Below are 22,928 nucleotides of genomic sequence, written 5' to 3' on the forward strand. Positions count from 1 at the left end.
AGATGAAATCAAATAAAACATTAATTCCATTGAATCTACAGTATTTTGCGGATGCTACTATGCATGCTCGCAATGCCATTCATGGTGCACAAGGTCGAGCATACGTGACGGTTGAAGGCAGTCGTTACTTATTTGCTCAATTAATTAATTTAGAAGCCCGTATGGATAAAACTAAAACGCAAGTTCCTATTATGGGGCGTGTTGCTAAGGGTAACAAAGCTACTGGCGCAGAGTATACAGGCAGCGCTACATTCCACTTTAATACTTCAATATTCCGTAAGTTATTAAAGCGTTACAAAGACACTGGGGAGGATATTTATTTTGATATCCAAGTGACTAACGAAGATGGCTCAGCGTCGGTAGGCCGTCAAACAACCATTCTAATTGATTGTAATATGGATGGAGGGATCATCGCTGCATTAGATGCAGATGCGGAGTACTTAGAAGACTCTATAGATTTCACTTTCGAGGATTGGGATATGCCAGAAGAATTTACAACTTTACAAGAAATGCTATAAGACGAGAGCTCATTATATATGGGCTCTTTTAAATATAAATAAAAAGGATATGGTGATTAATTATGTCAAACTTAACTGCATTTTTTGCACACAATAAAAAGCAAAATGAAAACATTAAGCATGCTATTTCAAAGAAATTCGTGGATGAACATGGCGATCCAATTGAATGGGAGTTCGCGCCAATTTCGCCAGAACGGGACGAGGAATTAAAATCTGAATCTACTAAGCGTTCTATGATCATGCAAGGAAAGCGTAAGGGGCAGTATAATACTGATTTTGATCATTTTAAATACCAACGTTTACTAACTGTAGAATCAATTGTATATCCTAATTTAAACGATAAAGAGCTACAGGATTCTTATGGTGTAATGGGGGCAGATGCTTTACTTGGAAAGATGTTGACAATCGGTGAGATTGCAGATGCCTCAGCGGTAGCACAGGAAGTCAATGGGTATCAAGCTGAGCTAGAGGATATGGTTGAAGAAATAAAAAACTAATAGACGACGGTGATGGTGAGGCTAATATAATGCACTGGTGGGTGCACAAAATGCGTCGCCTTCCGTCTGAATATGTGTCACTATCCTTGGCAGATAAAGCTTGTATTATAGCGTCTCTAAGGATCAAAATCGAAGAAGATAAGAAGCAAGAACGAGAGGCAAAACGAGGGTCTAGAAAAGGTAGAAAGCGTTAGGAAGTAGCTTGTTAACCTAAATGGCTATCGTTAAGCTAGCTGTTTTATATGTTTCTTTACAAGAAATGATATAAAAAAGGGACATTTATTTATTTGAATTCTGTCTGTTTTCAATTAAAAGGATGGGCAGTTACTTTGGAGTCTTGTGAATTTAACCATGGATAATGTAGTTGGAAACAACAGAAAATATATAAATTTACTAAGAAATAGAGAAAGTTAAAGTACAAATTATTAAACAATAGCCATAAAAAGCATCCTTTGAGTAGGATGCTTTTTTAATAAAGAGGTGAGAGTTCATGGCTACAATCCGTACGGCAATTCAAATTGAAGATCGTTTAAGTAAACCAATTAAAGTCATGCATAAAATGGTTTCCAGGATGGTCAATCAGTTGGAAGCTATGCATGCTGCTTCTAGGCAAATGATAGATACCTCTAGTGTTCAACTAGCTCAGAAAGAATTAGCTAGAGCTGCTGAGCAATTTAATAGAGTTGAAAAGGAAATTCGTAATGCTGATCATGCTCAACAAAGTTTTAGCAACAACATTAGGGATGGTACTACAGCAGTTGGTGGATTATTAACTAAAATCAAGGAGATAGCAGGGAAATATTTAGATTTTCAAGTAGTTGGGAGAGTACTCTTGTCCAATGAACATAACACCACATCTGGGTTAAATGTAATCAACAATGGTTTACAAACAACCGAGCAACCTTTAACACAAGCAATGGGAAGTGGAAACCTTCAAGGCCAGGATTTAAATAACGTATTTCAGTCTACGTCAAATGGTGTCCAAAATACTACGAATTACCTTAATGCTTTCATTGAGAAATTACGAGAAATAGCAAGTAGTGGTGAAATTTCTATGGCCAAGATAAGGAATGCTGTACTTGGTTTGGCTTTTGAGGGAATATTTGATGGGATTGTAAAAAGCGATCTTTTTAAGGAGCTCGTGCAAAATGCAGCTATTGCTATGGAGAAATTATCTTCAATTGCCTCGAGTACATTGAATTTTTTTATACCCGATGGAAGTTTAAAGGATAGTTGGTCGTTTATAGTTCCTATAATAAGTACTGTTGCAGCGGCAATGTTGGTATACGAGTCCGCTTTACTACTAGTAAAAGCAGCCGAAATAGCCAGTACGATTTGGACTGGTTTAAGAACGCTTGCAATTGGACTATTAACAGCAACTACATGGACGAGTGTGTCTGCAACATCAGCCGCAACGGCCGCAGCATGGGGCTTAAATGCAGCGATAGCAGCCAATCCAATATTTATTTTAGTAATAGCCATTGTAATTCTTATTGGTCTTTTCTATTTAGCGGTAGCCGCTTTCAATTATTTTGCTGGGACCTCGGTTAGTGCTACAGGAATAATAGCTGGGGCTTTCATGGTGCTAGGATCATGGATTTATAATAGAGTAGCCTATATGTGGAATTTGTGGGCCTCTTTTGTGGAATTCTTTGTAAATGTATGGAAAAATCCGATGTATTCGGTCAAGAAATTATTTTATAATCTAGCAACCAATATGTTAGATTTAATTATTTCAATGATTAGTGGATGGGATGGATTTGCTACAAGCTTTGTTAATGCTATGGTTGACGCAGTTAACTTTGCGATACGAGCTTGGAATTGGTTTGTGAAGCTATTACCAGAGAATATTTCATCTTCTGTAGGTTTAAAAGTGGGCACAGAGTATAGTCACCGAGAGTCCATTACAAGTGATCTAAAAGGTCTTAGAGGAGTTTTGGATAACTGGATTGGCGAAGCTCCTGATGATTATTGGGAAGCCCCGAAAATGGAATTTAAGGATCTTGGTAAGTCTTGGGATAAAGGCTACAATTGGGGAGCCAATCTATTTAAATCGGGTGAAGAAAAAAACGACAGTAATAAAGAAGATAAGATGAAAAATGACATTAATAATGCGCTAGCGTTAGGTGACAAACTCGATAAAGGTAATGAGCTAGGTAAGAAAACAGCAGACAATACCGAAAAAGCAACTGAGGGTATTAAAATAATGAATGAGGATTTAAAGTATCTCCGTGATATAGCTGAACGTGAAGCGATTAATCGTTATACAACGGCAGAAATCAAAGTAGATATGAAAAATGAAAACCGTATCAACAGTGAATTAGATATTGATGGCATTATTGATAGATTTGGTCAACGTGTTGAAGAAGTTTCAGGAATGCTAGCGGAAGGGGGTTCAATCGAAGATGTATAATTTTTTTCTAGATGGTTTACAGTTTCCTATTGCGCCTTCTGAACTAGCTCTAAAGATTAATGGTAGAAACGAAACTATGGTGTTAATGAATGAAGGAGAAGTAAATGTAATAAAGAGAACAGGGCTAACGGATATAGATATTGAGGTATTACTCCCTAACGTCAACTATCCGTTTGCTGTTTATCCGAATGGTTTTCAACCAGCTACATTTTATCTTGATAAACTAGAAAAATTAAAAATCTCTGACAAACCCTTTCAGTTTATCGTTAATCGTATGATGCCGAACGGGAACTTACTATTTGACACAAATATGACAGTATCACTTGAGGATTATGAGATTAAGGAATCAGCCGATAATGGCTTTGATGTTATTGTACGAATCCAGTTAAAACAATACAGGGAGTACGGCAATAAAAAAATCAACTTGAAGCCAGCTACAAAAGCTAATAATGCAGGAAGTACAACAAAAACCGAATCGAAAGCTGTAGTAGAGCAGAAGCGGCCAACTACAGGCAAAGAAACCCCAAAAACACATACCGTTAAATCAGGTGAAACATTATGGGCTATTGCTAAGAAGTACTTAGGTGATGGCTCTAAATACACTGAGTTAGCAAAAATCAATAATATTAGTAATCCAAACATGATTAAAGCAGGGCAGGTGATAAAGCTTGGCTAAATCAAAACTATATATCATGAGTAAAGGGCAGCTATACGAATGCGTTGCAGAGGAAGGTATAGTGTGGGAAACAAATCGGAAAGGTACTCCAGGAAAGTTGACATTCAATGTAATTAAGGATAATATGCTCAGCTTCCACGAGGGTGATGCAGTCCGTTTCGAATATGACGGACACAAGGTTTTCTATGGTTTTGTTTTTATCAAAAAACGTTCAAATAACAGAATCATTACGGTTACTTGTTACGATCAGCTCCGCTACTTTAAAAATAAAGATACGTATAGGTATGAGAATAAAACAGCTGCTCAAGTACTTCAAATGATTGCAAAGGACTTTAAATTAAAGACAGGCACTATAGACAATACAAAATACGTTATTCCTTCTATGGTTGAGGATAATCAAGAACTGTTCACTGTCATGGATAATGCCTTGGCTGAAACGACTCTTAATACTCAAAGGCTATTTGTGCTCTATGATGACTTTGGAGCTTTGAATTTACGTGAAGCTAAGACACTTCAAACAGATTTACTGATAGATGAAGAATCAGGTGAATCATTTGAGTACACCTCATCCATTGATGAAAACACGTACAATAAAATCAAGTTAGAACGTGAGAATAAAGAGACTGGTGAACGTGATACTTACATTGTCCAAGACGATAGCAGGATAACTGAGTGGGGTGTACTTCAGTTAACAGATAAGTTCGAGGAAGGTGAAAACGGCAAAGCTAAAGCTGCAAGCATGCTCAAGTTCTATAACCGTAAATCACGAAAATTACACATCAATAAGGTGTTTGGTAATCCAATTGTGCGTGGAGGAAGTCAGGTAGCAGTGCTGTTGTATGTTGGTGACGTATCAGTAGCCAATTTCATGATGGTAGAAAGTGTTAAGCATACCTTCAAGGAATCTAATCATCGTATGGATTTAACGTTGATTGGCGGTGATTTCATTGCGTAGTATGGAGGATATTTTAAAAGAAATTCAGAAACTTGTTCTGGGCGTTCTCAATGCACAGAAGCTTGCTACGGTTATTTACGGCAATGTAATAAGTGTAGGTCCTTTAGAGGTTCAAATCGATCAAAAATTGACTTTAAAAGAAAAACAATTGAAGCTCACCCGTGCTGTTATGGATTATGAAGTAGAGGTGAGTGTGAATGGTGGAGCAAAGCAGAAAGCTAAAGTCTTTAACGGCTTAATAACAGGTGACAAAGTGACGATGATTCGCGTGCATGGTGGTCAACAATATTTAATCATAGATAAAGAGGTGATTTGATGATTCCACAGGTCATAAATGATGGACTGGCATTCGATTTTGAGGAAGAAATTGAACCTTCTAATACTTTTAAAATAAATAACGAATTAGATCGCTGTTATGGCACCGTTGATGAACTAGAGGCCTTGAAACAAGCGATTTTTTTAATGCTCAATATCGAGCGATACAATCATTTAATTTACAGCTGGAACACAGGCTTTGAAACTAATGATTTAATTGGGCAACCAACTGTCTATGTTGCTAGTGAAGTAAAACGACGCATCCAAGAGGCTTTATTACAGGATGATCGCATTACGGAAGTAGATACTTTTGAAGTAACAACAAATAAAAATAAAGTGCATATTCAATACACAGCACATACCATATTTGGTGAAATCACAGCAGAGAAAGAGGTGGATTATTGATGGCAGTAGCCTTTGATTTAAATACTTCCTATGAGGATTTATTAGTTCAGAAACTATCCAATGTACCAACGCAGGATAAACGAGAGACATCGTTGATTTATCAGGCAACAGCAGCCAATACAGCTGAGACAGCTCAAATACTTTTTACATTGCTGAACTACGAAAACCAAATGTTCGCAGATACGGCCTCACGAGAAAATTTGGTAAGGCGTGCAGCTGAACGAGGGCTTAGTCCAACCCTTGCAACGAAAGCTATTCGAAAAGGAGTATTCAATATTGATGTTCCGTTAGGCGCACGATTTTCACAGGAAGAATACAACTACGTAGCCCTTGAAAAAATTGAAAAAGGTGTTTTTAAGATGGAGTGTGAGACAGAAGGTGAAGTTGGGAATTTCGAGACAGGACAGCTTATACCGATTGATTACATTGCAGGTCTTGAGACGGCACAGTTAACGGACTTGTTGATTCCAGGAGAGAACGAAGAAGATACAGAAGCTTTTAGGGCACGTTACTTCAATAGCTTTGAAAGTATTTCGTTTGGTGGGAATCGCGCTGATTACAAAGAGCGAGTTGGAAACATACCTGGGGTTGGAGGTGCACGCATCTACCGAGCGAAGTATGGAGGTGGCACTGTTGGTGTTACAATCATTGATTCTACTTTTTCGAAGCCATCCACTGAATTAGTTGAGTTAGTACAACATCTAATGGATCCGTTAGATGCTCAAGGTGATGGAGTCGGGCTTGCTCCTATTGATCATATCGTTACTATCTCAGCTGTCAATGAAACGGTAGTGAATATAGTTACAACAATAACGCTTCAATCTGGATGGTCTTTTGAAGATGTAGAGAATGCTATCCAAGAAGTAATCGATGGATACTTCGAGGAGCTTGCGGAATTTTGGGCATCTGCAGTTACTAAACAAGAAGATGAAACAGGGTTGATTATCCGAATAAGTCAAATTGAAACACGTATTCTTGGTATTAATGGAGTCATCGACATAGCCAACACAACATTAAATGGCAAGGCAAGCAACCTTGAACTTGATAGAGAAGCTATACCGAAAAGGGGGACTATAAGTGGCTAGAAAAGTGGATGTTTTAAGCTATTTTCCCCCTATCCTCCATGAAATCAAGGAACTTCAAAAGATTGCATCACTTGAAAATCCATCACTAGAGCGTATATGGGAACTGACTGAATCATTGTTAGGTAATCAATTTATCTTAACCCTAGATGAACGCGGTGCCGATCGTTACGAGAGAATGCTCGGTTTAGATACTGGTGAATCCGAAACACTCGAAACACGTCGTTTCCGTATTTTATCAAGATATCAAGAACAAGCGCCCTATAGTTTTCCAGTTCTGAAACAGCTACTTGATAGCTTGCTAGGAGAGGGAAAATACGTGCTTACTCGCAGTACATCTGAAAAGTGGGTACGTGTAAAGCTAGAGTTAACGGTTTCTCGTGAATTTGAAATTGTCGAGGTATTACTTGAGCGAGTAACGCCTCAAAACATGTTGGTCTATGTGGAAATCAGATACATCCAACATAGTGCACTGGCGCGCTTTACACACGCTCAACTGGCTGCTTATACACATAAACAACTGAGAGAGGAAGTGTTATCGTAATGTCTACTGACACTGCTAATTATGGTTTTACAAAGGATAATGAAGATGATTTTTATAATGTAAATGTGGTTAACGCCAATCTTGATAAGATCGATACGGAAATGAAACGTATTGAAGATGAATCAAAGAGCTTTAACGAACAAGTAACTGATAACACTAATGCTATTAACAACGTAAATACGAAGCTAGATACCCATATCAAAGACAATTTAGGACATGTTTGGTTTGTTAGTGGTGGCGGGACAATAAACGCTATGAGTGTTACGTCTGATAAAATAATTTTGGATGATGCTAATCCTCCTAAGCCAAAACTAGGGTCTGCCTATAGATTTTTTTCTAACTACACCCATACAGGGAATGTTACTTTAAAAGTCAGCGATGGGGTTAAGACCAGTAATGCAATTCCTATACTTAGAAGCAATGGCACTCAAATCCCTAGCGGCACTATGATTGCGGGTGGCATATACACTGTAGCGTTCAACGGCACAAATTTTATCTTACAGGGTGAAAGTGGGGTGACAAGTCCAACAAACGGTTCCCAGATATTCGGCACTCCCGGAACTTACTCATTTATCGTACCAACAGGCGTCACGCGAATTATGTACAAAATATGGGGAGCGGGTGGCGGTGGTGGCGGTTCTTCTAGGTCTAGACCGTACATTGGCGGAGGTGGCGGAGGCGGCGGCGCTTATGCTAGTGGGTTCATTAACGTAAGTCCAGGTTCGACAATATCGTTACGAGTTGGCACAGGCGGAATAGGAGGTGCGCCAAATACCACTACTGGTGACTTGTTTTTTATAGCAGGTTCTGGAACTTCTAGTTCAATAGAAGGCGGACCTACGGTTTACGGAGGCAGAGGTGGGACATGTGCGTATTGGGATTCTGACAATCCCGATTATAACGGCAGAGGCGGTAGAGGTGGGCAACGTGATGGTTTAGGCTCACCTAACGGCCCTACTAATGCATCACCTCCAAAACAAGGGTTGCCGTTGAGTATGGGAGGCTATGCAGAGAAAGACAAGATACTAGCGTTCATAGGCGGTACAGATGGTTCTTATACTACGAGTTATAGCGGAGGAGCAGGCGCAGGAGGGAACTCTGATGCTTTCGGCGGATTCGTTACGATCGGGCCAAACAGCAACCCTCAAACGATATGTAACACTCACGCAGGAGGAAGCGGTGGTTCAGGCGGTAATGCTAACGGGACAACTGGTTACAACGGTGATTTTGCATCAGGTGGAGGCGGTGCTTCTGCTTATAGCCCAGCAGCATATACAGGAGATAAAGTAGGCGGTAACGGAGGAGACGGTAGAATTATTTTATATTGGTAACTGACAAGGAGGGTCAAACATGATAATTATTCCAAATTCAGAGGAAACGAAAGTCAAAGTATCGGCAGTGTTTTCGTTTGGAGAAATAGCGGTAGCGTATGACATGAGCACTTTTCCACAACCTGAAAACATACCAGGTAAAACGTACGAATTGTTTTACGACAAAGAAACAAAGTCGTTATATTATGAGTACACTGATATTCCTAAAACGGCATTAGAACTATTACAAGAGGAAACACAACAATTGAAGTTAGCTATAGCTGAATCGGCAGAGGCGCAACAACGAGACAAAACAGAGAATCAATTGGCTGTTGCCGAAGTAGTAGAAACACTAACAAATAAGGGGGTTTTATAATGGCTAAACTATATTGGGATTTAATTAAAATGAATTTGCGAACAGTTGACCAAGTGCCATTAATGTGGCGTGAAGCTGTAAAAGCATTACTCGATAACGAAAACAAGTAAACGCAGCATAAGCTAGCGTTATTTTTTATGCTATGAGAGCAATCGAGATGGGCAAACGGTACATTGTACTGAACCTCGATGCTTCTCATGGCTTTTTTTACACTAAAAAAACGCAAAGGACGTAGATAAATGGAACAATCATTTAAATTTTTACTTAGCACAGTAGGTGGAGTAGTATCGTGGTTCGTAGGTGGATGGGGTTTATTGATGACAGTATTGTTAATATTGAATGTAATTGATTTTTTATCAGGCATGGCAGCAAATTGGGGAACGATTAACAGTAAGAGGGGTTATCAAGGCATCATCAAAAAAGGCATGATGTGGGTTTGGATCGTGGTAGCCAATCTAATTTATTTAGTGCTACAAGATCAAGGGTTTTCAATTGGACAGATTATTCCTGATGCAGTTGTATTATTGTTCATTTTGAACGAGCTTGTTAGCTTAGGAGAAAATTCAGCCAAGCTTGGGGTGGACATGCCTGCACCAGTTAAGAAAGCTTTAGAAATCTTCAATACGAAGGAGGAGAAGACAAAATGAGTACAAGTGTAACAACATTTCGTGATTTAAGGGAATTAACAGTAGCTGCACAAACAGCCTGTCGATTACTCTTTCAGGAGTGTTGTAAAGCGGGTATTGATTTTATATTCGTCACAGAAACATATCGCAGCCAAGCTCGCCAAAATTATCTATATGAACAAGGAAGAACAAGACCAGGGCAAGTAGTTACCTGGACGCGTAATAGTAATCATACATCACGTAGAGCATGGGATATCGCTGTAGCACCGCCACGAAATCTATATGATATTTCTACTCTATTGAAGGTGGGGACAATAGCTAAAAAGCTAGGTATCACTTGGGGAGGCTCTTGGCCAGCAGGGCAATACGATGCACCTCATTTTGAAATTCCTACAACATGGCAAATGCCTAATGGCTATAAATTAGAAGGACAAGTAGTAGTGCCAACGAGTAGCGCTGGAAAGGTTCAGTTTATTGTAGAGGATACACAAAAACAAAAGGAGGATGATACAATGCGATTTACAAACGAGACAACTAAAGCCGCAGTACGTGACTACATTAAACAAGCAGTAGATAAAAAGCTTATTGAAAAGTCACATCTAGAAAAATTTGATGCTGGTACATTGACTGACGGTGATTTTGCAGGAATAAAAATCATTATTTCACAACGTAGTAACTAAAGTATAAAAGACCAAGATAGCTTAATTGCTTTCTTGGCCATATAACTAGTTTTTATATCTGCTATACTTGTGCGACCCTCTTACTATTAGATATTTCATAGTAGAATTTCTTGTAGTAATCATAGAGTGTTGTTTACTTCTAAGATAATTGTTTTTTTATCATACGTATCCTAGTATCGTACATAATTTTAATTACACTATTTTTTATATCTCCCTCAAAATTAAAGGAGTTATTTGTAAGTCACCAAAATAAATTTAAAAAGGACTTTTCATTGTATACTTCATATTTGAAAAGCCGATTTTACTTAAAAACACTATGTACTATAGTAATATGAAGCTATCTTTTTCAAGTCAGATGCTTGGAAATTAGCTAAATCAATCTTGTCCATATCCGTCCTTTTAATGACCGTGGTCATTGCAGACCCAGTAGTAGGGTTACCATAATCATCTTTGAGGTGTTCTTGCCAATTGATGTGGATATTACCCATATCCTCTACATCCTTTAAAATTTTAAGTAATTTAACTGTATTTTGTTGAGCATCATTTAGCTTTTTCTTTTTTGTTATGGAATCATCAATCATCAGCTTTAAATAATAGGTATCTCCCATGCTTTCAACCCTGATATCTCGATCGCTACCATCAGTTGTAGTATTTCCAAATAAATCAGCAGCTATCTTGGCAATACGTTCCTCTAGGGGGATACTTGTATCATTTGCAGCTTTCATATCAATAACGATGGTATCATTTTTCTCCTTTAATTCCTTTTCAGAAGTTTTCTGATCGTCACCAATCATTGTAGTTCCAATAGCACCAATTACAATGAATGTGATGATTAAAATAAACCACCATTTTTTATAAAAAGGTTTATTCATAAATGTTGTCTCCTTACATAATTCGTTATTCTGTTAAATTATATCAGTAATGGAAGATGTTGTGATAGATCACTCCATATAGCTATTTGTCAAAAATTACTCATCTCAAAGAATGAGTAATTTTTTTATATGAACCTACAAATATTTCATACAAAGATGTAACCATTATGGAATTGATATCGACCAAATATTGTAAAACCTTAAGAAAAAGTTAAGAATTCTCCTTGCAAATCTTTAAGAAATGCTCTTTATAGTTAGAACCATCAACAATGTAAGCAAAGCGAGGAGAAAACGACATGCAGCTCATTACCTTCCTAACTGAATTTATCAAACATCCGAAAACAATTGGAGCAATATCACCTAGCTCCAAAAAGTTGGCTCATAAAATGGTACAACCCATTTGCTTTGAAACGGCTCAATGTATTGTCGAGCTTGGACCAGGGATGGGTTCCTTTACTACAGAGCTTGTGAAAAGAAAGCAGCCAGCTACATTGCTTATTCTCATTGAACATAATGCGATTTTTTGTGAAAAGCTACGTCATCAATTTGCACATGAAGCCAATGTTGTGGTAGTCAATGGCTCAGCAGAAAACTTAAGGCAGTTTATGGACGAACTCCATATAGAAAAAATTGATTATGTCATTTCTGGGCTGCCATTTACCTCTTTAAAGTCTGATGTATCATGTTGTATTTTAAGCAATGTGAAGGATTGTTTACACAATGGAAAATTTATAACATTCCAATATTCACTTGTGAAAAAAGCATTCTTTCAAACATATTTTGAGGATATTTCTCATGAAAAAGTATGGATGAATATGCCGCCAGCATATGTACTAAGCTGTAAACTTGGTCATACGAGGGCTAGTTAATGGAGCTACAGGATCTTTTAGGATTCATTGAACAATATGGCTATTTTGCTTTGTTTTTTAGTTTATGGTTAGGCATTATAGGGAGGCCGCTACCAGATGAGATGATTGTGATGAGTGGTGGCTTTTTATCTTCGTTAGAAAAAATGGTCGTATGGAAATCCTTTTTACTGACCTATTTAGGTGTTGTTTCGGGGCTTTCACTAGGGTATTTCCTTGGTAAAATCTTTGGACATCGAGTGCTCGACAAACTTATCAAAAAGAACAAGGCAAAATACCTTGTAAAATCAAAGGAATTACTAAATAAATATGGTCGCTTTGCATTAGTTCTGAGCTATTTTATTCCGATTGTTCGACATATCTTGCCGTACTTGGTGGGGATGAATAATATGCCCTTTAAAACGTATGCCTTGTTTTCCTATACAACAGGCTTTGTTTGGACATTGATGTATTTTACACTTGGTTTATTATTTGGCAGTCAAATGGAAGTTATTTCGATGCTGGCTACTAAATATGGTATTTATTTTGGAATTATCAGCGTAATCATCAGCAGTTTTTATTATTTTTATATACGAAAATTAAAAAAATAGTTAAAATGAGGAAACGTTATAATTGACAAATATTTGATTATTGGTGGGGTTAGATGAGTAAAGAAACCATTTTAATTGTAGATGATGAAAAAGAGATACGAAATCTTATCGCTATTTATTTAAAAAATGAAGGCTATCATGTGCTAGAGGCTTGTGATGGGGATGAAGGCTTGCAGCTATTAAAGAAGCATCAGGTGCACTTAATTGTATTGGATTTAATGATGCCTAAAGTGGATGGTACTGAAATGTGTATGAAGGTAAGAGAAATTGCGGAAATGCCTATTATTATGCTGACAGCAAAATCTCAGGATATGGACAAGATTGTTGGCTTAACAATAGGCGCTGATGACTATGTGACAAAGCCCTTTAATCCGTTAGAGTTAATTGCCCGCATTAAATCACAGCTTCGTCGCTATCTGAAAATGAATGGCATGAATAGCAGCAATAATGAAGAGCTGGAAATCGGTGATTTACGTATTAATACTGCAACACATGAGGTTTTTGTCAATAATGAAAAAGTCAAGTTAACACCAAGAGAGTTTGCGATTTTAGAATTGCTTGTCCGTAATCCAGGCATCGTGATGAGTGCAGAGCAAATTTATGAAAGGGTTTGGAAAGAGGAGGCTTTTCAATCAGAAAATACAGTGATGGTCCATATACGTAAAATTCGAGAGCGAATTGAAACAAATCCAAGAAATCCTCAATATATCAAAACAGTATGGGGAGTAGGATATAAAGTTGAAAAAGATCTTTAGGTTTTTATGTAAGCTCATAGGGCTCTTCAAACAAATCGGTACGAAGATAAAAAACAATATTCAGCGTAGCATTCGAATTCAACTATTTACAACGTTTATCCTATGTGCGCTGGGCAGCTTTTTGGTGTCACGTGCAGTCCTCCCATTGTTTGAGAATATCAATGAGACCGTGATGGTGGATTATAGTGCCAGTATGCAGATGATGTATTATCAGGCACAAGATACAGCAGAATTAGCGATCCAAGAAAATAGTGTTAATGTGTTAAAGCAATGGATTGACCAAGAAAATGACAAGGTGGACAGTGACCAGAATGCTTTACAAATTATTGTGACAGATGAGGGCGGGAAGATTTTATATAAAACCAAGCAGGTCAAAGAGCAAGAAATTGATCTGCATGAAGAAATAAGAAATGTCATGGATTTTGCAATCAATCAACCGTTTAACCATACGTATCCAGGTGCGATAGAAACATCACGAGAGGCATTTACCACGTTAGTGCCGCTAACCCTGCAAGATAAAAATTATTATTTCTTCGTGAGTGGGCTTCCACAAGGTGAAGCGATAACTAGTACAAGTGAAGGGCCTATACCTTTTTTCATTGGGGTTATTTTGTTTATCGTATCTTTTTTCTATAGTACCAAGCGTAAAATGAATCAAATTGAGGCATTGGCAGAGGGGGTTATGGTCATCGCAAAAGGAAATTTAGCTTATCGTATTGAGAAAAAAGGACAAGATGAAATTGCATTACTAACCGATAATATTAACCAAATGGCGGAAGAAATTATGACAAGCATCGAAATGGAGCGAAAAATCGAGCAACAAAAAAATGAGCTTATTACAAATGTTTCACATGACCTGAGAACACCTCTTACCTCTATTATGGGTTATTTACGTTTATTAAGCGAAGAGAAGTATGAGACGAAAGAGCAGTATGACGAATATTTGAAAATAGCTTTTTCTAAATCTGAGCAATTGAAAAATTTAATTGATGATTTATTTGAGTATACCAAGCTAACGAATGATAAAAATACAATAGTACGACAACAGGTTTGTGTGAATGAGCTACTCGATCAACTAATGGAGGAATTAGTACCCTTAGCAGAGGAAAAACAACGTATTTTTATGAAACACTTTTCTGAAGAAAAAATTTTTGTGGCGCTTGATTCGGAAAAAATTGTTCGTGTGTTTGATAATTTACTCATCAATGCTATTAATTATAGCGCTGATGATGGAAAAATTATGGTTTCTCTTGAAGGGCAAGACGATCATGTGCGTATCTGCGTGGCAAATCAAAGTGATGCCTTTACAACGGAGGAGCTTGATAGTTTATTCGAGAGATTTTATAAAAAGGATCAAGCGAGAACAAATGTTACAGAAGGTTCGGGACTTGGGTTAGCGATTGCCAAAAGCATCGTAGAGCTTCATGGAGGAACGATTCACGCTAAATATAAAAACGAGACATTGTACTTTATTATTACATTGCCATTAGCAGCTTCATAAGTTCAATTACAGTGGAAGAATGTAAATAGCATGTTGTCTCTGTTTGTGATGAGCCAGCATTTCCTGAATGGTTGCTAGGAGAGCTGTGTCCTTGATGAATAGTTGAATTTCTGTTTGCTTGTATTGTTTTTGAAAGTTAAAAATATAGTCTATAATGATTTGTAAGTTATAGTGGTTTTGAATCTCTACCTCGACGAAAAACGGCAGTGTTAACTCTGGCAATTTTGTGCTCCCTCCACGACGAATCCAGACCGCCTCCTGCACATAGTAGCGGATAGGTAATTGTCGATTACTAGCGATAAAAATATCCATAAAAAGCTCCCTTCAGTATCTAATTACAGCCTAAAGGAAATGTATTCAGTCGTCAAAAGAAAACATAAGCTGCTCAGCCAAGGATTATGTGCTGAACAGCTTTTTTAGTAGAAGGTGGATAGTAAAGGATAGCGTTACCAAAGTGGTGGATAGCAATACCAAAGTGAAGGATAGCGTTATCAAAACCGTGGATAGCAATACCAAAGTGATAGAAAGCATTTCAAAACTTTTGGCTAGTATTCTCGCAACGTTGGTAAGCATCAAGAGATTCTAAAAAATACTGTAGTATAGGAGACTGTACATCATCCTTACGATAAATAAACCACGTAGGAATTTGTGCTTGCTTGTTCGTGATCGCATGCAGTGCCAATGCTTGTGCGGCACTATATTTTTCCGCGATGGTACGAGGAAGTAAGGTAAAACCTAACCCAGCAGCAACACAGCCTAAGATTCCATCAAGTGTTCCAAACTCCATTCGATTTTGTGGGCGTACACCATCCTCATGTAACCAATGATCCAAAATAGCCCGATAGGAACAGCCATGACGGAATGTAATTACAGTGCTACTCGCTAAATCTCGCAGCTGCTTAATTGGTTTATGCTTGCTAGATGTGATAATAACAAGCTCCTCGTAGACAAACTCCTTTACCAATAAATTTTCTTTATAAACAGGTCCAGTGACAAATGCACCATCTAATTCATAATTTTCTAACCGGTCAATATTATCCTGTGAAGGGCTTGTCAAAATGGTAATATCCACCTGTTCATGAGCTTGATGAAATATGGTTAATAACGCTGGTAAGTGTAGTGCTGCAGTCGTTTCCATTGATCCAATTCGTAATACACCTTTTGGTTCTCCTGTATCCTGAACAATCTCAAAGGATTTTTCATAGAGGTGAAGCATTTTTAAGACTAGCTCGTAAAATTGTTCTCCTTTCGGTGTAAGCCGTATTCCACGATGTCCGCGATAAAAAAATGTTGTGCTATACAGCGTCTCAAGACTTTGAATTTTCATAGAGATGTTGGATTGCGTGTAATTAAGTGCAGTGGCAGCTTTAGAAAAACTACCTGTTTGGACGACTGTCCGAAAGATCGTTAAATCAATAATATTCATAGATCCTCCAACTATCAGTTTTTTTGATACCTATTATAACGAATTGAATCTATTTGTGATATCTGGATATTTGTTATAGTGAATTGGAAGGAGTGATTCTATGCACAAGCAAACGATTCAATATGTAATTGGTGGAATTTTTGCATTGGTAATCGCCATGGGCATCGCTCGTTTCTCCTATACAGTTATTTTACCGTATATGCAAGAAACATTTGAATTTAGCCGTGCAACAGCAGGATATTTAGCCACAAGCAATTATTTAGGCTATTTAGTAGGAGCATTGGTGGCAGGGCGTTTACCTATAGCAAATAAACGCATTCCTTTTTTACATCTAGCACTCGTTATTAGCATTTTAACTACTGCCTTCATGGGCATTACGAATGCAATCCTTATATGGTACATACTGCGGTTTATCTCAGGTGTAATGAGTGCCTTTATTTTTGTCGTCATTGCGAGCCTTGTCCTCGATCAGTTAGCTAGCAGTTGTAACATGCATCTATCAGGACTTTTCTATAGTGGGGTAGGGACAGGTATTGCTTTAAGTGCCATCATTGTTTCACCAATACATGCCATTTTTCAATGGAATGGAACTTGGATTGCTTTAGCTCTGTTTTGTGTCGTATTGTTTGTGCTGATTATAAGATTTATTAAACCGATCCCACCGTATGAACAACACTTAGTAAGTCAAGTCATTGCGCCCCAGAAAGCTCCACCGAAGACGTGGCTAAAATGGTTAATCATAGCCTATAGCCTTGAGGGGCTTGGCTATATTGTCACAGGCACCTTTATTGTGTCGATTGCACAGGAGTCAACAAGCTTTCATGGAGATGCAGCCTTTGTATGGTGTGTAGTGGGCGTTGCGGCGATTCCTTCATGTATTGTATGGTCGAAGCTAGCACAGCATTATGGCTATGTAAGAACATTACTGATCTCTATGCTATTGCAAGCATTTGGTATCGTGTTACCTGCATTTACAACGAATACGCTTACCCTTTATGCCAGTGCCTTTATTTTTGGTGCAACCTTTATGGGCATTACAACAGTTGGCACAACATTAGCAAGACATATTGTACCGATAAACAGTCATCAAATTATAGGCTATTTAACTGCTGGTTATGCATTTGGCCAAATGATTGGCCCATCCATAGCAGGGACAATGGCGAATATGACGAATAGCTATCAGTATGTATTGATAGGCGCTGCCGCCGTAGTAGTGCTTGGGGCTCTATGTTTAATTGGTGGGGTAAAATATGATAGGACGACTGCTCCCATAAGTAAATAAAAAAAGTAAGTAAGACCTATCTGCGTCTTACTTACTTTTACATTAATGGATATCTCGTTTCTTAAAGTTCCCACCACGAACTTCTGAAACATCAGAAATGACAACAAAAGCACCTTCATCGATATCCTTTATAATTGAAACTAATTTATTTTCTTCCATACGGTTAATGACACAGTTTAAAATTTCCGTTGGTTCGTTAGAGAAACCACCACGTCCATGTGTATAAGTAACACCACGTCCTAGACGAGCTTGGATCGCGTCCCCAATTTCCTCAGATTTTGCACTAACCACACGAACTTCTTTTGATTTCTCTAAACCAACTTGGATAATATCAATAACATTTTTTGCAATATAATATGTTAAAGCTGAGTATAAAGCACTCTCTAAGCCAAAGATAAAGCTTGCCCCTAAGAAAATAAAGGCGTTGATAAATAAGATAATATCGCCGACTGAAAATGGAATTTTACGTGATAATAGTACAGCTAAAACTTCAGAACCATCTAAAGCACCACCGTTACGTAATACAATCCCGATACCCACACCGAGCAGCATACCACCAGATAAGACAATCAGTAAGGGATCATTTGGGCCTAAAATGGTTTTAACATCATGTAAAAGCACCGTAGAAATGGATAATGCTGCGATACCAGCACTACTCATTAAGGCAAAGGTTTTTCCAACTTGCTTATAACCGATATAAATGAACGGAATATTTAAGACAAAGAGCAGTATGCCTAACGGGATTCCGAAGAGGTGAGCCCCCATAATACTTAGACCTGTTACACCGCCGTCAATGACAGCATTTGGAATTAATACAGCTTCTAGTCCATAAGCGGCAATCACTGCTCCAATAATAATCATAATTAATTTTCGTATATTTTCTAGTGACTTTCCTTTTTTCATAAATCTTCTCCATTTCTTTACGTCAATAGTACTTAAGGTTTTGGAATAATATTTATCGCAATTGTTTTAGTCTCAGAACCTTTATTTGAGTCGGCCATATTATAGTATTTAGTGAGTAAATTGTTAAGCTCATGTTCGAAGCTTACAAATTGATCAGTAGTTAAGGTTAAATCATGTAAAGAAAAAGTAGCTAAATCGCTTTCACTGCCTTTTTCTTCAAGTGAAGATAAATAATGTTGATATTTAGACAGTAATGTTAATTGATAATAGGACATATACGTTAATTTTTGCTTCTTCGTTAGTTTTCGCCAATCCTCCTCGCTAAATTTTGCCGTATGTTCATTTAAGGCATAAAATTTTTCTGTAACTGAACGGATTTTTCGCTCCCTAACAATTTTGATGATGTTTTCGTCCATAAGGATTTGAATGTGGCGATATAAAGTAGCTTGTGGCACATCCTTAATGATTGTAATCATCTCTAAAGTACTTAAGCCTTCCTTTTTCATATGCAACAGAGCTTGTAAAATCTTCATTCTCACAGGATGTATTAAGACATCTGCTTTGCTGTGCATCAATTCTCCTCCTTCTAAAAATGAGATGGCTTTAAGGAAAGAAAGTAATATTATCAAAATGAGAACGTTATCAAATATAATATATTTTTTTTAAGATGTACAGTCATATGGCAAGTGAATTTTCCTCTTTTATAGAAGGAACAGGAATAATTCATTGTATCACTCTCTACTAAGATGGTAGATTAAAAACATAGCAACTATCGCAACAAGCCCAATGACCACAGATATTAAATTTCGTCTTGTCAGCTCAAATGGGCTCACATTACAAATGGCAGCGGCTGGAATTAATGCCCAAGGAATCAATGTTCCGCCACCGATATAAAACATATTAGGACATTCTAATTGAAACCGCGTCATTATTATTACCCTGAGCTGTTTCCAATTTAGACATATTAAGTAGGTCAAGTCCATGAAAGTTTTTTAAATTATTAAGGTATAATGTTTAAAATAAGGATATAATTAACAAATTAGTGTTATGGAGAGTAGGAAAATAAAGTACCTGAGAATTATCTCTTTTTGCTCTTTATAATCAAGACTTTAATAATAAAAAGAATGGAGTGATATTGTAATGTCATGGTTAGCAATTGTCGGATTTTTTTTACTCTTTATAATATTTATAACTTGCAGTATATACTTATTACTTAAAAATAAAAAGGAAAAAAATGCGCATAATAATATATTAGCTTTTATTTTTTTATTAGTAGGGATATGCCTATTAATATTAAATTTATTATTTTTGCTCGATTAATAATTAGAATAACATTCCCTAAAACTATATATATAACCAATTATATAGTAATATGGAAATATAGGGGAAATTAATAAAGGATAGGAGAGTGAGGGAGATGTGAGGAATTTAACTATTCCCTAAATAACTTGAATGGAGAATAAAAAATGAAAAAAATTATTAAAAGTTTAATTTTTGTGATTACTGCTGTTCTTATATTTTCAAATTTCGCTCCAATTCTAGCAAACGCTAACGAAATGGAAAAGAATAACTTCCTATCTTCGTCAAAAAAATTAATTGATAATTCGGACTTTAATTCAGAATTAGGTATGATTGATAAGGAAGCAATTGAATACCTTGATAGTCTTCAAATAAATGTAATTGAAGATAATGAGAATTTTAGAATAGTAGAGTCAATTGAAAATGGCAAACCAATGGTCGCAATATTTGATAAAAATTCGAATGTTTTAACAACTCAAATTAAGGGTGATGATTCATCCAAATTAGTAATAGATTTGAATGAACTTGCAGCTTTAGAAGAGTCATTGAAAGAATCGATATCTGGAGATATTAGCGCTTTCGCATCTTCGATGAAACAAGATACTTTCACAAACTATGAATATACTATTGAATTTACTTCACCTGAATCATGGCAATTACGCAGACCAAATCCTGATAATCCAATAAACTGGTTGTATAAAGATGTAAAGAAAACAACTGGTAACGCAACTAACCTAGAAAAGTTTAAAAATGCTGTTAACGATTTAAATGATTATGAATGGAAGTATATTGGTGCAGCATCTGGAGCTGGCATATTAGCTATAGCTGCGCTAATAGTTGGTGCTATAAATGGAGGTGCAGGGATTGCAGTCGGATTAGCTGCAGCTGGAGTAACTGGTGCTGCTTACAATTATGCAATATCAATGAATAGAGCAGCAAAAGACGCTCATTATTATTACTTCCAAGTTTAAGATTATACGTATCACTAAAGGCCATCTGTCTGGAATTTTTTAGATAGATGGCTAATTTGTATGTTAATAAAATTACTTTGAAACGAGCAATCTAGAGCTCGTTTTTTCTGTGTACACTTGCCATGTTTGAATTTTTAATAGTACATGCAATAAATTGACTCGAGGAAAAAGGACTACCGATATAGTCCTGTACCCCAAAAGTTAGATTTTTGACTCTAACTTTTGGGGACATCAAGGAGCCTTATTTAAATCAAAAACACCGCAACTATCGTCGTCGCAACAAGCCCAATGACTACAGGGATTAAGTTTCGTCTTGCTAGCTCAAATGGGCTCACATTACAAATGGCAGCGGCTGGAATTAATGCCCAAGGAATCAATGTTCCGCCACCAACCCAAATAGCTGTGATTTGTCCTAAAGCAGTTAATGTTGCGGTTCCTTCACCAATGGCATTGCCAAATAGACTGCCGACAGAGCCAGCTAGGGAAATTCCGGAAAAGCCTGAGCCATCTAATCCTGTAATAGCGCCTACCACTGCTAAAGTGACCACGGCAATTTCCTTTGTTAAAGGTACTACCGCAGCAAGACCAACACCAAGATCATTGACAATTCCATGTGAGGTAGCGGGTAAATGGTCACCGAGAATTTGTGTAAAGCCAGCATCTCCAAGATAGAAAAAGGCGGCAATAGGGATGACAGGTCCGAACACTTTAAAGCCGAATTGGAATCCTTGAATCAAATAGCTTGTCGTCTTTTCGAGCCCCTCAGCTTTGTGAGTAACAACACTAAGCAAAAGTAAGATGAAAACAGAGGTTCCTCCGATTAAAGCTGTTGCATCGCCACCTTGCAATTTAAAGACAGCCATTGCAATGACATCTAAGACGAAAGCAATGGGAATGAGTACAGCAAAAAATCGTCTTTGCCCGACAGACAGTAAATTTTCCACAATTTCATGTCTATCTTCACCAGCTTCACCAACATTATTCAAAAGTAAGGTTCCTCGTTTCATATCTCGTCGTAAGAAAATATAAGCAACAATTGTCGTCACAATCCCCATTGTAATGACGAGCGGAATACTAGCTGAAACGACATCACCAACAGGAATTCCAGCAGCATCAGCTGTTAGTTTTGGAGCCCCTTGTATGACAAAATCACTTGATAACGCAATACCATGCCCAAATAAGTTCATCGCCATGGCAACGCCAAGTGCTGGGAGGCCAGCCCGAATCGCAACAGGTAATAGCACCGCCCCTAACAGTGCCACTGCAGGAGATGGCCAGAAAAACCATGAGATAAACATCATTAATAGACCAATCGTCCAATAGGCGAGTGCTGGTGTTTTAATAATCTTCGTGAAAGGTGCAACCATAACCTCATTAATACCAGAAGTCATCATCACTCGACTCATGGCAACAATAATCGAAATAATAAGAATCGTTGATAACAGCTCTGTAATAGCATAAATAAAGCTGTTAAACACACCACTTATGGACGAAGTGAAATCGCCAGTCGCAACAATCGCTAGCATAAAGATGCCTACTACACAAATGAGGGTGGTATCGCGACGTTTAACCATAAATCCGATGATGAGTACAATAAAAACAACATAAATCCAATGGAGAGCTGTGAATTCAATCCCCATATGTTTCCCCCTCAATATTCTGATTCTATAGAATATGAAGAGAAAAAAAGATGGTGATGATTTTGAAAAATTTTGACCTAGGTGAAATGTTATGTGAATTGATAATAGAAATAATTAACTAATAATGATGGAAAATTAAGTTATTAATGAAGTGCTCCTATTGTAAGGAGAACTTTAAGCAATCTAAACTATAGGATTTTCTAGTGTCTTTATCTGCATCTTTGCAAACTATCTCAATGAAATGCCTCTTATTATAAACAAGTAATCAACTTAACAACCACTTTCTTAGCAAATTAAAGGGTCTCTTAAAAGATACTTGATGTTATACAATAGTGGCCGAAAACTACACCTCAAACAAGATAATTGAAAGAAATGAATTTTTATATTAAAATACTTTTATAGATTATCGATAATCTATAATCCATA

27 protein-coding genes are annotated in these 22,928 nt (G+C 37.2%); 20 read left to right on the forward strand and 7 right to left on the reverse strand.

All coding sequences use genetic code 11. From position 1 onward, the window contains the following. Window positions 1-2 precede the first annotated feature (2 nt). From V6670_RS06525 to V6670_RS06590, 14 genes are all read left to right on the forward strand, one after another. Complete coding sequence (locus V6670_RS06525) at window positions 3-518, forward strand: phage tail tube protein (RefSeq protein ID WP_141905585.1); 516 nt, start codon at window positions 3-5, stop codon at window positions 516-518. Window positions 519-580: 62 nt separating this feature from the next. Next, a complete protein-coding gene (locus tag V6670_RS06530) occupies window positions 581-1,015 on the forward strand; it encodes a hypothetical protein (RefSeq protein WP_036127646.1) in 435 nt (144 codons plus the stop codon). 490 nt (window positions 1,016-1,505) lie between these two features. Next, window positions 1,506-3,428, forward strand: coding sequence for a phage tail tape measure protein (locus V6670_RS06535; RefSeq protein ID WP_141905584.1), 1,923 nt, complete (start codon window positions 1,506-1,508; stop codon window positions 3,426-3,428). Next, on the forward strand, window positions 3,421-4,104 hold the full coding sequence (locus tag V6670_RS06540) for a LysM domain-containing protein (RefSeq protein ID WP_141905583.1): 684 nt from the start codon (window positions 3,421-3,423) through the stop codon (window positions 4,102-4,104). The genes V6670_RS06535 and V6670_RS06540 overlap by 8 nt, the downstream gene beginning before the upstream one ends. Further along, a complete protein-coding gene (locus V6670_RS06545) occupies window positions 4,097-5,059 on the forward strand; it encodes a hydrolase (protein ID WP_244504803.1) in 963 nt (320 codons plus the stop codon). The genes V6670_RS06540 and V6670_RS06545 overlap by 8 nt, the downstream gene beginning before the upstream one ends. Window position 5,060: 1 nt before the next feature. After that, window positions 5,061-5,375 carry a DUF2577 domain-containing protein gene (locus tag V6670_RS06550; RefSeq protein WP_089932169.1) on the forward strand — a complete coding sequence of 105 codons (315 nt, stop codon included), beginning with the start codon at window positions 5,061-5,063 and terminating at the stop codon, window positions 5,373-5,375. Beyond that, window positions 5,375-5,779, forward strand: coding sequence for a DUF2634 domain-containing protein (locus tag V6670_RS06555; RefSeq protein ID WP_058843304.1), 405 nt, complete (start codon window positions 5,375-5,377; stop codon window positions 5,777-5,779). Before V6670_RS06550 ends, V6670_RS06555 begins: the two co-directional genes overlap by 1 nt. Next, window positions 5,779-6,864 (forward strand): baseplate J/gp47 family protein, encoded by a 1,086-nt coding sequence (locus V6670_RS06560; RefSeq protein WP_338653230.1) that lies wholly within the window; start codon window positions 5,779-5,781, stop codon window positions 6,862-6,864. Before V6670_RS06555 ends, V6670_RS06560 begins: the two co-directional genes overlap by 1 nt. Continuing rightward, entirely contained in the window at window positions 6,857-7,405 is a 549-nt protein-coding gene (locus V6670_RS06565) for a putative phage tail protein (protein WP_338653232.1), read from the forward strand. The genes V6670_RS06560 and V6670_RS06565 overlap by 8 nt, the downstream gene beginning before the upstream one ends. 101 nt (window positions 7,406-7,506) lie before the next feature. Next, window positions 7,507-8,736 (forward strand): glycine-rich domain-containing protein, encoded by a 1,230-nt coding sequence (locus tag V6670_RS06570; protein ID WP_338653234.1) that lies wholly within the window; start codon window positions 7,507-7,509, stop codon window positions 8,734-8,736. 19 nt (window positions 8,737-8,755) lie between these two features. After that, window positions 8,756-9,091: a hypothetical protein gene (locus tag V6670_RS06575; RefSeq protein ID WP_141905580.1), complete on the forward strand. Its 336-nt coding sequence runs from the start codon at window positions 8,756-8,758 to the stop codon at window positions 9,089-9,091. Then, a complete protein-coding gene (locus V6670_RS06580) occupies window positions 9,091-9,201 on the forward strand; it encodes a CD1375 family protein (protein ID WP_338653235.1) in 111 nt (36 codons plus the stop codon). Before V6670_RS06575 ends, V6670_RS06580 begins: the two co-directional genes overlap by 1 nt. A 129-nt stretch (window positions 9,202-9,330) precedes the next feature. Next, window positions 9,331-9,738 carry a phage holin family protein gene (locus V6670_RS06585; protein ID WP_141905579.1) on the forward strand — a complete coding sequence of 136 codons (408 nt, stop codon included), beginning with the start codon at window positions 9,331-9,333 and terminating at the stop codon, window positions 9,736-9,738. After that, the gene (locus V6670_RS06590) at window positions 9,735-10,397 is read left to right on the forward strand and encodes a M15 family metallopeptidase (protein ID WP_141905578.1); all 663 of its coding nucleotides are present in this window, start codon (window positions 9,735-9,737) and stop codon (window positions 10,395-10,397) included. The genes V6670_RS06585 and V6670_RS06590 overlap by 4 nt, the downstream gene beginning before the upstream one ends. Window positions 10,398-10,711: 314 nt before the next feature. Here V6670_RS06590 and V6670_RS06595 read toward each other — a convergent pair whose 3' ends face one another. Next, the gene (locus V6670_RS06595) at window positions 10,712-11,269 is read right to left on the reverse strand and encodes a hypothetical protein (protein WP_338653237.1); all 558 of its coding nucleotides are present in this window, start codon (window positions 11,267-11,269) and stop codon (window positions 10,712-10,714) included. A 296-nt stretch (window positions 11,270-11,565) separates the two neighbouring features. On the opposite strand from V6670_RS06595, the gene V6670_RS06600 reads away from it, so the two are divergent. Genes V6670_RS06600 through V6670_RS06615 form a run of 4 tightly spaced genes read left to right on the forward strand, consistent with a single transcriptional unit; the run spans window position 11,566 to window position 14,981 of the window. Beyond that, window positions 11,566-12,138: an rRNA adenine N-6-methyltransferase family protein gene (locus tag V6670_RS06600; RefSeq protein ID WP_089932113.1), complete on the forward strand. Its 573-nt coding sequence runs from the start codon at window positions 11,566-11,568 to the stop codon at window positions 12,136-12,138. Beyond that, window positions 12,138-12,725, forward strand: coding sequence for a DedA family protein (locus V6670_RS06605; protein ID WP_338653239.1), 588 nt, complete (start codon window positions 12,138-12,140; stop codon window positions 12,723-12,725). Before V6670_RS06600 ends, V6670_RS06605 begins: the two co-directional genes overlap by 1 nt. Window positions 12,726-12,778: 53 nt before the next feature. Then, the gene (locus V6670_RS06610) at window positions 12,779-13,480 is read left to right on the forward strand and encodes a response regulator transcription factor (protein WP_036127280.1); all 702 of its coding nucleotides are present in this window, start codon (window positions 12,779-12,781) and stop codon (window positions 13,478-13,480) included. Then, the gene (locus V6670_RS06615; RefSeq protein ID WP_338654516.1) at window positions 13,473-14,981 is read left to right on the forward strand and encodes a HAMP domain-containing sensor histidine kinase; all 1,509 of its coding nucleotides are present in this window, start codon (window positions 13,473-13,475) and stop codon (window positions 14,979-14,981) included. Before V6670_RS06610 ends, V6670_RS06615 begins: the two co-directional genes overlap by 8 nt. 6 nt (window positions 14,982-14,987) lie before the next feature. On the opposite strand, the gene V6670_RS06620 is transcribed toward V6670_RS06615, so the two are convergent. Next, entirely contained in the window at window positions 14,988-15,293 is a 306-nt protein-coding gene (locus V6670_RS06620) for a hypothetical protein (RefSeq protein ID WP_141905576.1), read from the reverse strand. A 220-nt stretch (window positions 15,294-15,513) separates the two neighbouring features. Further along, entirely contained in the window at window positions 15,514-16,407 is an 894-nt protein-coding gene (locus tag V6670_RS06625) for a LysR family transcriptional regulator (RefSeq protein ID WP_338653240.1), read from the reverse strand. A 100-nt stretch (window positions 16,408-16,507) separates the two neighbouring features. Between V6670_RS06625 and V6670_RS06630 the strand changes: the two genes are divergently transcribed. Further along, window positions 16,508-17,689 (forward strand): YbfB/YjiJ family MFS transporter, encoded by a 1,182-nt coding sequence (locus V6670_RS06630; protein WP_141905573.1) that lies wholly within the window; start codon window positions 16,508-16,510, stop codon window positions 17,687-17,689. A gap of 42 nt (window positions 17,690-17,731) precedes the next feature. On the opposite strand, the gene V6670_RS06635 is transcribed toward V6670_RS06630, so the two are convergent. The 3 genes from V6670_RS06635 to V6670_RS06645 all read right to left on the reverse strand — a co-directional run bounded on the left by V6670_RS06635 (window position 17,732) and on the right by V6670_RS06645 (window position 19,521). Continuing rightward, complete coding sequence (locus V6670_RS06635; protein ID WP_036127272.1) at window positions 17,732-18,592, reverse strand: YitT family protein; 861 nt, start codon at window positions 18,590-18,592, stop codon at window positions 17,732-17,734. A gap of 32 nt (window positions 18,593-18,624) precedes the next feature. Then, entirely contained in the window at window positions 18,625-19,164 is a 540-nt protein-coding gene (locus V6670_RS06640) for a helix-turn-helix domain-containing protein (protein WP_338653242.1), read from the reverse strand. Window positions 19,165-19,323: 159 nt separating this feature from the next. Then, entirely contained in the window at window positions 19,324-19,521 is a 198-nt protein-coding gene (locus V6670_RS06645; protein ID WP_139149502.1) for a hypothetical protein, read from the reverse strand. Window positions 19,522-20,058: 537 nt separating this feature from the next. Here V6670_RS06645 and V6670_RS06650 point away from each other — a divergent pair. Further along, entirely contained in the window at window positions 20,059-20,862 is an 804-nt protein-coding gene (locus tag V6670_RS06650; RefSeq protein ID WP_338653244.1) for a geobacillin-26 family protein, read from the forward strand. 245 nt (window positions 20,863-21,107) lie between these two features. Here the strand turns inward: V6670_RS06650 and V6670_RS06655 are convergent, their stop codons facing one another. Further along, complete coding sequence (locus tag V6670_RS06655) at window positions 21,108-22,502, reverse strand: hypothetical protein (protein WP_141905571.1); 1,395 nt, start codon at window positions 22,500-22,502, stop codon at window positions 21,108-21,110. Window positions 22,503-22,928: the final 426 nt, after the last annotated feature.

It is taken from the genome of Lysinibacillus sp. Y5S-8, assembly GCF_036894365.1.
In the GTDB taxonomy this organism is placed as follows: domain Bacteria; phylum Bacillota; class Bacilli; order Bacillales_A; family Planococcaceae; genus Lysinibacillus; species Lysinibacillus fusiformis_D.

Bases quoted from the DNA above. Each gene is read 5' to 3' on its own strand.
- V6670_RS06525 (WP_141905585.1), top strand. From the start codon at position 3: ATGAAATCAAATAAAACATTAATTCCATTGAATCTACAGTATTTTGCG.
- V6670_RS06530 (WP_036127646.1), top strand. From the start codon at position 581: ATGTCAAACTTAACTGCATTTTTTGCACACAATAAAAAGCAAAATGAA.
- V6670_RS06535 (WP_141905584.1), top strand. From the start codon at position 1,506: ATGGCTACAATCCGTACGGCAATTCAAATTGAAGATCGTTTAAGTAAA.
- V6670_RS06540 (WP_141905583.1), top strand. From the start codon at position 3,421: ATGTATAATTTTTTTCTAGATGGTTTACAGTTTCCTATTGCGCCTTCT.
- V6670_RS06550 (WP_089932169.1), top strand. From the start codon at position 5,061: ATGGAGGATATTTTAAAAGAAATTCAGAAACTTGTTCTGGGCGTTCTC.
- V6670_RS06555 (WP_058843304.1), top strand. From the start codon at position 5,375: ATGATTCCACAGGTCATAAATGATGGACTGGCATTCGATTTTGAGGAA.
- V6670_RS06560 (WP_338653230.1), top strand. From the start codon at position 5,779: ATGGCAGTAGCCTTTGATTTAAATACTTCCTATGAGGATTTATTAGTT.
- V6670_RS06570 (WP_338653234.1), top strand. From the start codon at position 7,507: ATGAAACGTATTGAAGATGAATCAAAGAGCTTTAACGAACAAGTAACT.
- V6670_RS06575 (WP_141905580.1), top strand. From the start codon at position 8,756: ATGATAATTATTCCAAATTCAGAGGAAACGAAAGTCAAAGTATCGGCA.
- V6670_RS06580 (WP_338653235.1), top strand. From the start codon at position 9,091: ATGGCTAAACTATATTGGGATTTAATTAAAATGAATTTGCGAACAGTT.
- V6670_RS06585 (WP_141905579.1), top strand. From the start codon at position 9,331: ATGGAACAATCATTTAAATTTTTACTTAGCACAGTAGGTGGAGTAGTA.
- V6670_RS06590 (WP_141905578.1), top strand. From the start codon at position 9,735: ATGAGTACAAGTGTAACAACATTTCGTGATTTAAGGGAATTAACAGTA.
- V6670_RS06595 (WP_338653237.1), bottom strand. From the start codon at position 11,269: ATGAATAAACCTTTTTATAAAAAATGGTGGTTTATTTTAATCATCACA.
- V6670_RS06600 (WP_089932113.1), top strand. From the start codon at position 11,566: ATGCAGCTCATTACCTTCCTAACTGAATTTATCAAACATCCGAAAACA.
- V6670_RS06605 (WP_338653239.1), top strand. From the start codon at position 12,138: ATGGAGCTACAGGATCTTTTAGGATTCATTGAACAATATGGCTATTTT.
- V6670_RS06610 (WP_036127280.1), top strand. From the start codon at position 12,779: ATGAGTAAAGAAACCATTTTAATTGTAGATGATGAAAAAGAGATACGA.
- V6670_RS06620 (WP_141905576.1), bottom strand. From the start codon at position 15,293: ATGGATATTTTTATCGCTAGTAATCGACAATTACCTATCCGCTACTAT.
- V6670_RS06625 (WP_338653240.1), bottom strand. From the start codon at position 16,407: ATGAATATTATTGATTTAACGATCTTTCGGACAGTCGTCCAAACAGGT.
- V6670_RS06630 (WP_141905573.1), top strand. From the start codon at position 16,508: ATGCACAAGCAAACGATTCAATATGTAATTGGTGGAATTTTTGCATTG.
- V6670_RS06635 (WP_036127272.1), bottom strand. From the start codon at position 18,592: ATGAAAAAAGGAAAGTCACTAGAAAATATACGAAAATTAATTATGATT.
- V6670_RS06640 (WP_338653242.1), bottom strand. From the start codon at position 19,164: ATGCACAGCAAAGCAGATGTCTTAATACATCCTGTGAGAATGAAGATT.
- V6670_RS06645 (WP_139149502.1), bottom strand. From the start codon at position 19,521: ATGACGCGGTTTCAATTAGAATGTCCTAATATGTTTTATATCGGTGGC.
- V6670_RS06650 (WP_338653244.1), top strand. From the start codon at position 20,059: ATGAAAAAAATTATTAAAAGTTTAATTTTTGTGATTACTGCTGTTCTT.
- V6670_RS06655 (WP_141905571.1), bottom strand. From the start codon at position 22,502: ATGGGGATTGAATTCACAGCTCTCCATTGGATTTATGTTGTTTTTATT.